Source organism: Sorangium sp. So ce128, from assembly GCF_051525245.1.
Classification (GTDB): domain Bacteria; phylum Myxococcota_A; class Polyangia; order Polyangiales; family Polyangiaceae; genus Sorangium; species Sorangium cellulosum_B.
Window position 1 is genome coordinate 7,211,501 of record NZ_CP150313.1, and the last position, 13,668, is coordinate 7,225,168.

11 protein-coding genes are annotated in these 13,668 nt (G+C 70.7%); 2 read left to right on the forward strand and 9 right to left on the reverse strand.

Annotated features, from left to right (window positions below):
- From WME82_RS27370 to WME82_RS27380, 3 genes are read right to left on the reverse strand one after another with little or no spacing between them, the layout of a single operon-like run.
- Nucleotides 1-1,836 (reverse strand): protein kinase domain-containing protein, encoded by a 1,836-nt coding sequence (locus tag WME82_RS27370; RefSeq protein ID WP_438037692.1) that lies wholly within the window; start codon nucleotides 1,834-1,836, stop codon nucleotides 1-3.
- 9 nt (nucleotides 1,837-1,845) lie between these two features.
- A complete protein-coding gene (locus WME82_RS27375) occupies nucleotides 1,846-2,016 on the reverse strand; it encodes a hypothetical protein (RefSeq protein ID WP_438037693.1) in 171 nt (56 codons plus the stop codon).
- Between the two features lie 9 nt (nucleotides 2,017-2,025).
- Complete coding sequence (locus WME82_RS27380) at nucleotides 2,026-3,588, reverse strand: serine/threonine-protein kinase (RefSeq protein ID WP_438037694.1); 1,563 nt, start codon at nucleotides 3,586-3,588, stop codon at nucleotides 2,026-2,028.
- A 170-nt stretch (nucleotides 3,589-3,758) separates the two neighbouring features.
- Between WME82_RS27380 and WME82_RS27385 the strand changes: the two genes are divergently transcribed.
- On the forward strand, nucleotides 3,759-4,067 hold the full coding sequence (locus WME82_RS27385) for a hypothetical protein (RefSeq protein WP_438037695.1): 309 nt from the start codon (nucleotides 3,759-3,761) through the stop codon (nucleotides 4,065-4,067).
- Nucleotides 4,064-4,798 (forward strand): sigma-70 family RNA polymerase sigma factor, encoded by a 735-nt coding sequence (locus tag WME82_RS27390; RefSeq protein ID WP_438037696.1) that lies wholly within the window; start codon nucleotides 4,064-4,066, stop codon nucleotides 4,796-4,798. The genes WME82_RS27385 and WME82_RS27390 overlap by 4 nt, the downstream gene beginning before the upstream one ends.
- Nucleotides 4,799-4,828: 30 nt before the next feature.
- Here WME82_RS27390 and WME82_RS27395 read toward each other — a convergent pair whose 3' ends face one another.
- The 6 genes from WME82_RS27395 to WME82_RS27420 form a co-directional block, all read right to left on the reverse strand.
- Entirely contained in the window at nucleotides 4,829-5,629 is an 801-nt protein-coding gene (locus WME82_RS27395; protein WP_438037697.1) for a hypothetical protein, read from the reverse strand.
- Nucleotides 5,626-6,711 carry an AAA family ATPase gene (locus WME82_RS27400; RefSeq protein ID WP_438037698.1) on the reverse strand — a complete coding sequence of 362 codons (1,086 nt, stop codon included), beginning with the start codon at nucleotides 6,709-6,711 and terminating at the stop codon, nucleotides 5,626-5,628. Before WME82_RS27400 ends, WME82_RS27395 begins: the two co-directional genes overlap by 4 nt.
- A 232-nt stretch (nucleotides 6,712-6,943) precedes the next feature.
- Entirely contained in the window at nucleotides 6,944-7,891 is a 948-nt protein-coding gene (locus WME82_RS27405; RefSeq protein ID WP_438037699.1) for a hypothetical protein, read from the reverse strand.
- A gap of 1,063 nt (nucleotides 7,892-8,954) precedes the next feature.
- Nucleotides 8,955-10,811, reverse strand: coding sequence for an RCC1 domain-containing protein (locus tag WME82_RS27410; RefSeq protein ID WP_438037700.1), 1,857 nt, complete (start codon nucleotides 10,809-10,811; stop codon nucleotides 8,955-8,957).
- Nucleotides 10,812-10,831: 20 nt separating this feature from the next.
- Nucleotides 10,832-11,827 (reverse strand): hypothetical protein, encoded by a 996-nt coding sequence (locus WME82_RS27415; RefSeq protein WP_438037701.1) that lies wholly within the window; start codon nucleotides 11,825-11,827, stop codon nucleotides 10,832-10,834.
- Between the two features lie 21 nt (nucleotides 11,828-11,848).
- Nucleotides 11,849-13,357 (reverse strand): serine/threonine-protein kinase, encoded by a 1,509-nt coding sequence (locus WME82_RS27420; RefSeq protein ID WP_438037702.1) that lies wholly within the window; start codon nucleotides 13,355-13,357, stop codon nucleotides 11,849-11,851.
- Nucleotides 13,358-13,668: the final 311 nt, after the last annotated feature.

Sequence of the window (13,668 nt, forward strand, 5' to 3'; positions counted from 1 at the left end):
TCAGGGCCCCTCGCTCGTCCTGGGATCGAGGTAGACGGCGAGCTTGATAGCGCTTCTGTCGGGATCGCCGATGTACACGTAGAGCCCCCCGCACAGCGCCGAGACGAGCACAGGCGGGCTCCTCACGCGCCCCGGCAGGTACGCGCCGTCGTCGATGGAGAACTGGATCCTCATGTCCTCGACGTCCTCGGTGGTCACGGCGAGGCGATTGACCTCGTCACCGTTCCGCGACCCGATCTCGAAGAACGGCGCACACACGGGCGGATCGCCGATGCGCATGCACACTTTGGAGTAAGGGCGGGACCTGGTCATGTCCTGAGTGTCGGGACCGAACACGCTCGACAAGCGCAACCACCACAGCGCGGCTCTGGGCAGCGGCGGAGCCGCGCCGGTGCACCGGGGGCAGCGGAGCTTCGTCGGCCCCTTGCATACCATGTGCGACGGGCAACACGCCTCGATCTCCGGGGTGGTAGCGGCTGGCACCTGCGGTGGCTCCGGCACGGTCGACGCGTCAGACGGCGGCGAGAGGGGCAGAATGCTCCCAGCCATCGGCTCCTCTCGCGAGGCGACGAGGGAGACGAGGAGCTCGATACCGCCGCCCGCGATCCATGCCGTCGCGACGCCGATCACCGAGATCACGAGAGCGAGCGTCGCCAGCCTCCACCCGGCTCGCCGTCCAGCCGGCGATGAGCCATGCGCAGGCGGGGCCGGCGGCGGGGAGAGGTTCTGCGGCTGCGTATTGATCACGCTCGCAATCGGCGGCGGCGTCATCTTCGCCGGTTGCGTCGCGGGCACGGGCGCAGCCCGCGGCGGCGTCATCTTCGCCGGTTGCGTGATGGCCACGGCCGGGACCGGCGGCGACGTCATCGGTGTCGTCGCCACCTGGTGCGGCAACGTCGGCGCGGACAGCAGCGGTGATAGCGTCCCTGCTGCCGCGGGTACGCCGGCTGCCTCCGTGTTGGCGGTCGCAGCGCCCGTCCGCAGGATTTCCAACAGCGCCGCCCCGTTCGCCGGCCGCTGGAGCGGCGACAGCGCGAGACTGGCCTCCACCGCTGCGCCCCATGGCCCGGCGGGCCCCCGCGGCGGCCACACGATGCGCCCCGCCTGCGCGGCTTTGTAAGCGCGTGCGAAGTCGACCAGGGTCGCGCTCGACGCAAGGCCGGTGGGGTGACTGTGGAACAGGACCTCCCACGCCATGACGCCGAACGCGAACAGATCGCGCGAGGGTCCCTCGGCTCGCCCCCACGTCGCCGGGTCGACGAGCTCCGGCGCCATGTAGGGGATCGTGCCCACCACCGCCCCCAACGACGTCAACGGCCGCGGATTGCCCGCCGATGCCGCGATGCCGAAGTCGAGCAGCTTGACTGCGCCAGGTCGCCGCGGGTCGGACCAGAAGCTGTCCGCGAGCAGCACGTTGTCCGGCTTCAGATCGCGGTGCACGAGCCCCGCGCCGTGCACATAGGCGAGCGCCGAGGCGACCTGCTCGAGCGCGGCGAGCGCGCGTTCGCCGTCCAGCTGCCCGTCGCTCGCCGCCACGGCCAGCGACCGGCCCCGCACGAAGTCCATCACCAGGCCCACGAGCCCAGCGTGCAGATCCTCGAAGAAGCCGTGGCAGGCGACGAGCGCCGGGTGCTTCGCCGACGCGAGGATCTTGGCCTCGCGCCGGGCGCGATCGAAGCTCTGCCGCCCGGCTTCCTCGAGGCGAACGAGCTTCAGCGCCCGGACCACGCCGCCTTCGCGCGGGTCGATGACCTTCCACACCGCGCCCTGACCGCCCTCGCCGAGGGGCATCACCAGCGTGTAGTGATCGACCCGATCACCTGCGCGGAGCCCCATGCAGCCCCCTCACCCGCGCGCGGGCTGCGTTGCCTGCAGCTCGCCCCACGCCACGAGGATGACGGCCCCCTCCGCTGGCCTGCGCTCCTCCCCCTCCAGCGCGGTGAACAGCGCGCCTGCGAGAGCCACGGGACCGCTGTCGCTGATCTTGGCCATCGTGGATCGGCGGATCGCTGGCATGGTACGGCCTTATACCCCCACGAGCGCAACCACGAGAACGGCAAGGAGCGCCACGAGACCGACCACGAGCGCCACGACCAGCCCCCACCTCGTCCTGGAAAGCGCCGCACATGTCGCCCTGACGCTGGCGCCAGCCTTCGCCTGCTCCCAGGGCTCCGTCCTCGCCAACCGCTCTCCCGCCGCCGCCCCCGCCATGACGGCGGCCGCCCCTTCCAACTTCTCCGTGCTCACCGGCGAGCCCGCACCCGGCCCAGCCGCAGCCGCTCCGTCCCACTTCTCCGTGCTCACGAGCGCACCCGTCCCCGTCGTGCGCGCCGCTGCTCCCGGCGCAATCTGCGCCTCAACTTCGGTCCGCGCTGCCCCACCCTCCACCGGCAGCGCCGGCGAAGGTGCCGTCCCCGCGGCAGCTTCGCTCCCGGTCCCAGGCGCCTTCCCCGCGCTCGCCGCACCCAGCCCCCACGCCGGCTCCACCCTGAACCGCTGCGCCATCGCCAGCCTGCTGCGCGCCTCCGCGCCCGGCGCCGCGCTCCACGGCATCACGCCCTGCCCCGGCAGCGCCGCAGCCAGCTGCACCGCGCTCGCCGCCCTCTCCTCCCGAGGCGTCCCCGCGCGCTCACGGATCGCCCGCTCCCTTGCCGCATCCGCCGCCTCGCTCAGGAGCTGCCGCGCGCCCGCGTCGTCCACGGCCCTCTCGGCCGTCACCGCGGTCCGCGCGACCTCGCGCAGCGCCGCCGCGAGCTCCGCCGCTTGCGCAAACCGCGCTTCGGGCCGCTTGGCGAGGCACCTGGCCACCGCAGTCCAGAGCGCCTCCGGACAGCCCGGGAGCACCTCCGGCAGGGGCGTCGCTTCCAGGTGCACGTGCGCCGCCTGGATCTCCGTCTCCCCGATGCCCGACGCCTCGTCGAGCACCGCGTACGGGTGCGCCCCCGCCAGCATCTCGTACACGACCACGCCGAGCGCATACAGATCCGCGCGCGCATCCACGGCGCCCCCGGCGACCTGCTCCGGGGCCATGTAGCGCGACGTCCCGACCGCCCTCCCTTGCCCGGTCAGCCCGAGGCCCACGTCCCGCGCGTCCTTCGCCACGCCGAAGTCGACGAGCCGCGCTCGCACGCCGTCGCTCACCAGGATGTTCTCGGGCTTCACGTCGCGGTGCACGAGGTCGGCCTCGTGCGCCGTCGAGAGCGCGTCCGCGATCTGGATCGCGTAGTGGAGCGCGCGCACCGGATCGAGCCGCGCGCCGCCTGCGATGATCTCCCGCAGCGGCACGCCCGAGGCGCGCTCCATCACCATGAAGAGCCGCCCGTCCGCGGCCCTGCCGGCGTCGTACAGCCGCACGATGTTCGGGTGCGCGACCCGCGCGGCGAGCTTCGTCTCCCGGAGGAAACGCTCGGCATAACGCGCCTCCCCCGCGAGGGAGCGGTGGATGATCTTGATCGCCACCGGCCGCTCCAGCGCCGTGTCGTGGGCGGCCCAGACCTCGCCCATCCCGCCGCGTCCGAGGAGGCGGTCGATCAGGAAGCGCCCCTGGAACGGCGCCCCGGGGCTCAGCGGCTCATCGACGCTCGTCACCTCGCGACACCCTACCTCGCAGCAGCTGACGATAGCGAAAGAGCGCCCCGGCCCGCCTCGCTTCTCTGCCCTTGTTGACCCTCCCCGGGAAAGGTAGCGTCGGGTGTCCATCGCGCGAAGCGCGCCGAGCGCATGCAGCGCCAGCGGGCAGCGCGCCCCCCCGGAGCCCGATGTCGAACCCCCGCCCCGACCCCGATGACGGCGATCCGACCCTCGAGGCCCGCGTCTCCCATGCCGTCGCGCCGTACGCCGATCTCCTGCCCGCCGAGGATCTCGAGGCGCTGCGCGCGCTGACCGCGCGCTTCCTCGCGACGCATCCCGTGGCGGCCCCGCTCGTCGACCGGCTCCGCCCGCGCACGCCCCCCGCCGCGAGCGGCGAGGTCGATCGGCGCGAGCCCGCGGCGCTGGCCGAGGCCGCGCAGCGGCTCGCCGCGAAGGCGGGCGCTGCGAAGGGCCGAGGGCAGGGCGGCGCCCGATGAGCCTCGGCGACCGGCCGCGGAGGCCCCTCCGCCCCGACCAGCAGGCGCTCGTCGCGGAGGCCGTACCGCTCGTCGAGAAGCTCTGCGGCCACTTCCTCCGGCGGACGCGCGCGCACTACGTGGCCGACGATCTCCGCTCCGCCGCGGTCCAGGCGCTCCACGAAGCCGCGCTCGGCTACGATCCCGCCCGCGGCGTCCCCTTCCAGGTCTACGCATGGCGGCGCGTCGACGGCGCGCTGTCGGACGCGCTGCAGCAGGAGTCGAAGCACTGGCGCGCCGCCCGCGAGGACGGCTACGACGCCGCCGAGGCGGTGCAGGACACGAGCGACGTGCTCGCCGACGGCGACGCCGAGACGACCGCGCAGGCCGACGGGATGGCCGACCAGGTCGCGGCCGCCGCGGTGCTCGGCCTCGTCGGCCGCGCGCTGACAGCGCAGGGCGAGGAGGGCGAGCGGCTCCGCGCCACGTACGACCGCGCCATCCGCGCGGTGGAGGCCGCCCTGTCGCGGCTCCCGGACGAGGAGCGGCGCGTCCTCGTGCTCCGCCACGTCGAGGAGCGGACCTGGCAGGCGATCGGCGCGGCGCTCGGCTGCTCGGATCGGACCGCGAAGCGGCGCAGCGCGGAGGCCCAGAAGCGGTTCGCCGGCGCGCTGCGAGCGGACCGGGAGCGCGCGCAGGGCGGCGCCGCCGCGCCGGATCGGGTGGGGCTGGCTGGCGCGACCTCGGGGTAGACCGCCAGGCGGAGCGTCTCCCCGCTGCCGCTATTCTTGCGGTCGAGCATACCGAGAGCTCGCAGGAGACCCCTGGCACAGCGGCACGACGCGCGCCTTCACCTCCTCGAGAAACGCGCGCAGCCCAGAGGCGACGCCCCGCTCCCGCAACCGCTCGAGCGGCGCCTCGGTCAAGCAGCGCGCCTCGCGCTCGCGATCGTCGCCCGTGAGCCGGCGGAGCACCCTCTTCGGGTTCCGCTTCGCCTGCTCGTCTTTCGCGTCGAGCTGGTGCGCCTCGTCGCAGGGGGAGAAGCCGAGCTCGCGTCGAAGCTCGCCGAGGCGAGCGCGCTCTTGGTCCGACTCGGGCTCGAACCCCGCGAGCACCCAGGCCTCGCGCATCGGATCGGGGCAGCCGAGGACGATTTGAAACGACGCCCACCGCGAGGTCTCGGTCCGGGCTTGAGCAAGCCCTGTCCGGCGGATCTCCCCCTGATCATCCATATCCCAGACGATGAAGACCGCTTCCAGGCGGGTCGACGGATCCCGCTTCCCTACCTCGCGCGCGATCGCGAACGCGTTCCTCGCGGTCTGGGCACCCACCGCCCCTGGCTTTCCGTCGAAATGCCCCGGCATGAAGCGCACGTTGCCGAGGTCTCGCCTGTACGCCTCGAGCTTGTGGATGTCGAAGAACTCCTTGCCGTACCCGTCGCTCGCCCATTCACGGATGGACTCCGGGTGCGAACGCAGGAGGTCGCTCACCCAGTCGGGCCCCTCGTCGTGAAGCACGCGGTCCACGAGAGCGCTCGCTGTCAGGAAGTCGGCGTGGGCCTCACAGAAGACCAGGAGCTTCACGGCGTGCTCTCGGCGAGCACCCAGTCTCGCTCTGGATCCATGCTCCAGAGCTGTCCCGCCGAGAGCGTGCCTTTCACGTCCTTCGCCTGCGGGTGCTCGGACAGGCGCTTGAGGGCCACGGTGCCGTCGTCGCGGAGCGCGAAGGCGTAGATCTCGGAGGGGTCGAGCTCGTCGAGGATGTAGGGCGAGTGCGTCGTGGCGACGATCTGGAGATCGTTGAACTCCTCGAGCAGGCGTCTGACCAGCCGCACCAGCTCCATCTGCGCCTGCGGGTGGAGCGACTCGGCGAAGTCATCCAGGAGCAGGACGTTCGGGCGGTTCGGGCCGTGGAGCACGGTCAGGAGCGCCAGTGTGATGAGGGTCCCCTCGCTCGCCGCGTGCGCGGGGACGGAAGGGGCGCCACGAAAATCGAAGTACACCTTGCTCCCGACGACGATCTCGGCCTTGTGAGGCAGCTCTGGATTCGGGCGTCCGACCCTGGCCTGCCGGATGCGGACCCGCTCCACGTTCGGAATGATTCGGCGAAGTGACTCTTCGATACGATCGAACGCTTCGTCGTAGCCGAGCTTGATCGCGGCGAGCGCAACAGCGGTGTTGGTCCCGTCATAGTCGACGTTGGGCGCGAGATCATCGCTGTACGCTGCGGCGGCGATGCGCTCCGCATTGAGCTTGTAGAGGGTCGCGGGTGCGACGACTTCGTCCAGCCGCGCCACCTGACCGCGGAGGGGGCGGTGGCCTTCAGCGGTGAACTGCCGCGCATCGCCGCTCCGTTTCCAGTCGACGAGCACCGACGCTCCCGAGAGCACGGTCCGGAAGTGCCAGGCCCCGTCCTCCCGTCTGCCCCGTGAAGTCAGCTCGATCGCCCCCCCTCTGGCCCCCCGGCGCAGCAGATCCCCGGGCGACCAGTCACCCATCAACACGTTCTGGGGCGCGTAACCGACGAGGCGGCTCTGAAGCGCGAGCGCCTCGAGCACGCTCGTCTTCCCGGACCCGTTCGGACCGACCAGCACAGTGAGCCGGCCGAGCGCGACGGTGCTGTCCCGATGGCCCTTGAATTCCTGGAGTCGAACGGACGTGATCATGCGGAGATTCCTGCAGTTCGAGCTTCGCCTGGCCGGAGAGCAGCGGCATCCGGGGCTGCCCGCCGCGTCAGGCGCCACGGGCAAGCGGAAAGGTACGCCCGTAGCACCAGCCGGTGAAGCCTGTCCTGTGAAGGCCTGGGCGTCCTTCGGCGGTTCGGCGGAAGCCCGGGGGCGCTTCGCCGCCGCGCTGCACGCGGACCGGGAGCGTGCAGCGCGGCGCCTCGGCACCAGCTCAGCCAGGGCTCTCCGTCACGAGCTCCGGGACGACAGGCGTTGCCCCCGGCTCCTCCCCGCTGCCGCTCCCACCACCGCCGCCGCCATCGCCGTGCCCGTTCCCCTCGCCTCCCTTCGGCGACTCCTTCCTCGTCCGGCCCGAGTTGGGCCTGCCCACCGCGAACAGCGACGGGAACCGCTCCTGGATGCGCGAGCTCTTCCGCCACAGCCACAGCGCTGCCGCCCGCACCTCCTCGTAGCGCAGGCAGAGCAGCGTCCAGACCCGCACGTACCGGTCGAAGGCCTGCCGGGCCCTCGGCGTCATCGCCGCCGAGAGCTTCTGGATCATCGCCCCGGCCAGCTCCCGCGCGCGCGCCGCGTCGTCAGCCCGGTAGTGCTTCGGGTCCGCCTTCACGACGTCGGCGCGCAGCTCGTAGATCCGCGCGTAGCCGAGCAGATCGTTCGCGAGGTCGCGGTGCCCGGTGCCCGGCCGCAGCCGGTCGAGCTCCGGCTTGATCGCAGCGTCGTCCGCGAGCTGGTACTCGCACAGCGCCTGCATGCGCGCCTCGACCTCCAGCGCCTCGGTGACCAGCGCGACCGGCAGCCGCGCCTCCGTCTCGAGCGCGCCGGCTGCGCGGGCCTCCGCGAGCGCGTGCAGCGCGGCGAAACACGCGAGCTCCAGCTCGTCGACGTGCGTGACATCGAACTCCTCCCGGGGCAGCCGCGCGAAGCGCGCGCGCACGTCGGGCGAGGACACGAACCCGACGACGCCGAGGGCCGCATACGTGGCCGCCTCAACATCCATCCTCACGGTGGTGAGCTCGGCCTCGGCGAGGCGGTCGAGCTCCGGGGCGAGCGCCTCGAGCGCCTTCTTGCCAGCCGCAGGGTAATAGATGGGCGGGTCATACGACGGCTCCCGTGAGGCGGTGGTCAGGGAGCGCTTCTTCGACTTGGTCACAGCAGGCATGTCTCTCCTCCTGGGGTCTCCCGTGAAAGGGAGGCTCTGTTGGTCGCGGTCGACCCGAGCCAGCGCCTCGCCGCGCACGCAGCGCGAGCGGACGATGGACCAGGGCCAACCGGACGGAGCGCGTCGCGCGAAGGGGAATCGCCGCGCGGCGTCCTTCTGCCCCGTCGAAGAGATCAATCGGGAGCGCGACCCCGAGCGGGTCACGAAAATCGACGAGGGTCGGTCGATTTCTTTGCGGCGCTGTCGGGCATGGGCCCTGCTTGTGTGCAGATCCGTCGAGACGAGAACGATGGCGGCAGGGCTCTCGACAGCCTCCGCCCAGAGTTTCGGCTCTCCCCGGAGCCTCTCGACAGCCTCCGCCCAGAGCTTCAGCTCTCCCCGGAGCCTCTCGACAGCCTCCGCCCAGAGCTTTAACTCTCCCCGGAGCCTCTCGACAGCCTCGGGAAGGCTACCGTGGAGGTCGCTGCCGGAGGCAATCCGCTCGACGGAGCGAAGATCGTTGAAGAAATCGAGCAGCTGTTCGCTCGTGTGGAACGTCTCGCTCTTCGACCCGAACACCGGCGGCAGATCCCCTCCGCCGGGCCAGGTGTGCCCGCCCCCTCGACCGCGCAGTGCTCGACCTCGACCTCGTCAGCGCAGATCGATCACGCCGTGCACGAGGTATCGCCAGGCGCATGGGTACGGAGCGAGACATCGGAGCAGCCGTCGAGGTCGCGCCAGATGGCGAGGCTCTGGACCGGTCGCGGCCGCCGCTCGCCGAGTGAATCCAGATCTCTTCAGCCGGGCTCGGCTCGCTGGTACCGCCCGGCCCGCCTGCCACAGCGCGCTCCGCTGCCGTCCCCAGGGGCTGCGGCCATCCGCAGCCGACAAGGACGGCGGCAGCGAGCATCAGGAAGACGCTTTCATGCACTCGATGGGATTCATCACCCAGCCCCGAATGAGAGCGGGACGAGACGCGCGGAGGGCTCCGAACACACGCTGTTGGCGAAGCCAGCGCGGTACTCCTGCGGGGCGGGTCCGGATCGCCGGGCGCGCCGCTGGCGAGCCGTGGACTGTGGACGGGTCAGGGGCTCTTGAAGAGCGCGACCGCAGGGAGAGCGTCGCCCATCGTGCCGGGATCGTGCCCGCGGGGTAGCGCATCGCCTAGGCCGAGCTGGCCGGAGCCGTTTTGCCCCCAGCACTTGACGCGGCCGTCGGTCAGCAGCGCGCAGGTATGAGACACGCCAGCGGTGATGGCCTCCACCGTCGCTCCCTCGCCGAGGTCGACCGGAGGTAGCGCGTCGCCCATCTCGCCTGGGGCGCCACCGCGGCTCCTCATGTCACCCAGGCCGAGTTGGCCGAACTCGTTGCCCCCCCAGCATTTGACGCGGCCGCTGGCGAGCAGCGCGCAGGTGTGATCCCGGCCCGCGGCCAGCGCTGTAACGGCCTCGCCCACGTCCACCTCGTTGAGGTTGTCGCCCATGTGGTCTGTAGCGGTGCCGCGATGGATCGTGTCACCTATACCAAGCTGGCCATAGGCGTTATATCCCCAGCACTTGACGCCACCGCCGACAAGCAGCGCGCAGACATGGAAGGGACCGGCTGAAAGCGACAAGATCGGCTTACTCCCCAGATCAACAACAGGAAGGCTTTCAACCATCTCATTCTCCGATGCGCCACGGGGCGCTGTATCACCGAGCCCGAGCACACCGAAGAGGTTAGCCCCCCAACATTTGACGGCGCCGCCATTGAGCCGCACACAGCTGTGTTTTTCTCCTAATGCGAACGAGAGGGCCACGTTGCCACCGCCCAGGTTCACGGAGTAGCCGTAGGCCGTCCTCCGATCTTCTGTATCGCCGAGCCCGAGTTGCCCAAAAAAGTTAGATCCCCAGCATCGAGTCACATAGCCATTCACAAGAGCACACGTGTGGTCAGATCCCGCGGCCATCGCAGTCGCTACTCCGCCCAGATTCACCACCTCAAGGTGATCGCCCATCTGGTTCGCCTCAGCGCCGCGCGATGGGACCGAACCGAGGCCGAGCTGGCCATCGCTATTGCGTCCCCAGCACTTTACGGCGCCGTTGGTCAGCCGTGCGCAGGAATGCGAGCAGCCTAAGGCGAGCGATTCGACTCTTGCGTCCGTGCCGAGATCCGTCACGGGCAATGCGTTGCCCATCTGATCAGGCAGCTCGCCACGGTTCACGTCATCGCCAAGGCCGAGTTGGCCATCACTATTGCGTCCCCAGCACTTAATTGTTCCGGTATTCAAGATCGCACATGCATGGTATTGACCTGCAGCGATCTTGACAACTCTCTCCTTGACGCAGCTCTCCGCGCATCCGTCCCCATCGATGGTACCGCCGTCGTCACACTCCTCTCCCGTGGATACCCATCCGTCGCCGCACACGCAATTTTCGCCATCCTCGTTCGTGGCGCCGTCGCAATCCTCGTCGCCACTGCCGCTGTCGCATACCTCCGTCTGCGGCGTAACCTGTCCTTCGCAGCTGCCCAACGGATTACCCTGCTCATCACACCGCTGGAGTCCCGCGTGGCATAGCCCGACGCCCGCCGTCCAGGCAGGACCCATGTAGCAAGGCACCAACTCGCTCAGGGTATGCGTGGGCGTCGTCCCGTCGCACGCATCGATCGTGCAAATATCCCGGTCGTCAGGAGTATCCGCAGGCAGCGGCACCTGCTTGGCGGAGCCGGCGCCATCGCACACGAGCTGCGCGCAGTCGCCAGCGGTCTGCTCGGGCAGCGGTTTGCCCTCGGCGGCATCCTCGAAGACGCAGACGCCCTCCTGGCACGTCGCGGTGCGGCACGCCGGCTCGTCGGCCTTGCACTCGGCGACGGTTAGACAACCACCATCGGCCGGAAGGCGGATGCCAGCCACTTGATTGCAGCTCGCCACCGCGACGAATGCCACGGTCGCGCCCGCCATCCCTCTTCGCGTCGCTCCCATCACCACCCCCCCTGAACCGCCACACCGCCCGGAAGCAGCGCTATCTCGGCGCGCCACGGGACCGCCCTCGTTCGTGCGCGCTCATCGCGCTGCGCGTGCGATGGTGCCGTCAAGAACAGCGCCACACCTCCCGCTGTCAGCAACCCGCCCGCGACCAGCGCCGCCGTCGACCCGTTTCCAAGACCCACCGCCTGCCGGCGCAGCTCGCGCCCTGCCGGGTCGCAACGCTCCGGTGAGCTGCAATGGCTGTCGTTGCTCTCCTGGTTTCTCGCGATCGCCAGCCCTCCGAGCACCGCCCCCGCGGCGAGCCCTGCGCCACCGAGCCCCATCGCGACGATCGCCGCCGGGCGCTGCCACGGCCGCACGGGGGCGGACTCAGCGTTCGACATCGATTCGAGCGGCGAAACGCGCACGGCGACCCGGTCCCCGTCCGCCGCGATCTCGATCTGCTGCTTCCTCGTCTTGTATCCTCTCCCGCTGACGACGATCTCGTGCCGGCCGACGTCGAGCGGAAGCGGCACGGACCACTGCGCGTCGCGGACAGACAACCCATCGCGCGTGATCGTCAGCCCGGGGATGGACCGCACGGACGCGGGGACGTCGATCGTCAGCGTCGCCAGCTTCGGCTTGAGCGCGGCTGCCTTGATGGCGGCCTTCATCTGGCGGTCAAGGTCCCCGACCTTGGTCGCCTCCCCCTCGACCAGCACATACTGGGACCAGGCGCTCGCGAGCTTGCCCCAGCCTTCGTAACATGCGCCGAGCGTGAGCTTCGCGCCGAGCGCGTCGGGCGCGAGGCGAACCACCTCTTCGAGCCGGGGACATGCGCTCTCATAACGCATCGCATCCATCTCGTCGTTCGCCTGATCGTAGAGCGCCTGGACGGCGGGTGAGCTCTGTGGAGCGACCGGCTGCGCTCGCACCTTGACTGGCGCGAGCAGGCACAGAGAAAGGACAAACGCGCGCGGCCATCGCGCGCGGCACGCAGGGCTGATCATGAGCTGCTCCCTCGAGTTGGGTCAGTTCAAAGGCTCGCGCTGCCGCGGCAGCGGGTCGCTCGCCGTTCCCGGGGCTTGAGGCGTCTCCAGGGTGGGAATGGTGGGTCTGCCTGGGACTGGCGCAGGATTCGCCGGCTTCGGCCTCGGACGGCTCGCGGAGGTGCCTCCCTGGCGCCTGTTCAAGGTGGGTGCCGCAGCGGACGATGCCGTCGCGGCCGTCGCCGGCGGCGGGGAGGATGACGACGGCACTGCGCGGTCATCGGCTGGTGAGGACACGACCTCGGCGACCCCCGAATCCAACGCCGGCTCGCCGGCCGGTGGAGCATCCGGACGCCTCGTCGAGGCGCCGGCGGCTGGCGCCTCGACGCCGTCCGGCGCGGCGCGCAGAGCGAGCCATGAAACACAGACCGCAAGCGCGCCCACGCCCAACGCCGCGCCCGCGAGCGCATGCGGCCGGTGCCTGGCCGCCGGCCGGCCCTGCAAGCCTGTATGGCCCCAGGCGGAGCCCGTTCCGACGAGCGCTGGCGGCGCGCTCGTTGGCACGGTCCGCGGCGGGTTCGCCGGATTGGGAGTCGGTGGTGGGCTCGCCGGCACGGCGGCAGGCGGCGGGCTCGCCGGCGGCGCGAGCGCGGGCTGCGATGCGACGTCCGGCCGCACGACAAGGCCTCTCCGCGCCTCGCCGAGGAGCGCAACCAGCGCGGATGAGAGCTCCTCGATGCGCTGGTATCGACGCTCTGGGTGCTTCTGGAGACAGCGCGCGATGATGGCGTCGAGCTCCGCGGGCAAGCCTGGGCGAAGCTGGCTCGGCGGGGCGGCAACCTCCTGGAGCACGTGGCCGACCAGCTCGGGCAACGTATCCGCCCGGAAGGGCAACGTGCCCGTGACCAGCTCGTACAGAGACACCCCCATCGCCCAGATGTCGCTCCGCGCGTCGACCTCCTTCGTGCGCACCATCTGCTCGGGGGACATGTAGAACGGCGAGCCGAGCAGCGCGCCTGTCGCCGTGAGCTCCATGTTGTCCGAGGCGGTCTGCTTCGAGATGCCGAAATCCAGGACCTTCACGCACGGTGAGCCATCGGGCCGCTGGGTGAGGAACAGGTTGGCCGGCTTGATGTCGCGGTGGACGATGCCGAGCGCGTGCGCCTCGGCGAGCGCCGTCGAGGCCTGGAGCACATACGTCGCGGCCTCCTCGACAGGCAGCGGGCCGCGCGCCTGCACGATCTGCTTCAGATCCGAGCCGGAGAGGAGCTCGAGCACCATGAACAGCTCGCCGGTCGGCAGCCGCCCGATATCGTGGACACGCACCGCGTGCTCGCCCCTGACGCGAACCGCCGCGCGCGCCTCACGGAGGAATCGCTCCTCCGCGTGCGCGTCTCGAAGCGTCTGGGGCAGCAGGAGCTTGATCGCGCGGAGCTCGTCGAGATCGACGTGGCGTGCCGCCACGACGACCCCCATTCCCCCCTTCCCGAGGACGCCCTCCACACGGTATTTGCCGAGCAGCAGGGCCCCCGGGCAAATCAGCGCTTCCATGACGCTCAAACGCGCTCCCCCCCTCGGGGCTGCGGGCGAGGAATACGCCGCAGCACGTCGCGATGGCGCTACGCTACCAGGGCAATGGTAGTTGTCCAGTCATGCCCCCGATTCTCAAATCGAGTATTCCGAGAACGAATGACCGTATCCGTCTTCTCCAGAAACGCTCGACTCCAGCGCCGGCCTGGACGAAGCAGCGCCACAGCCGGCCTGGGCGAGAGGGCTCATGGCCTGTGGGTGCCGGCGCCAGCACTCTCGTCCTTCACCAGGCGCGCCTCCCTGCCGGGGTGCAACCCCTTCTACGCGGCGGC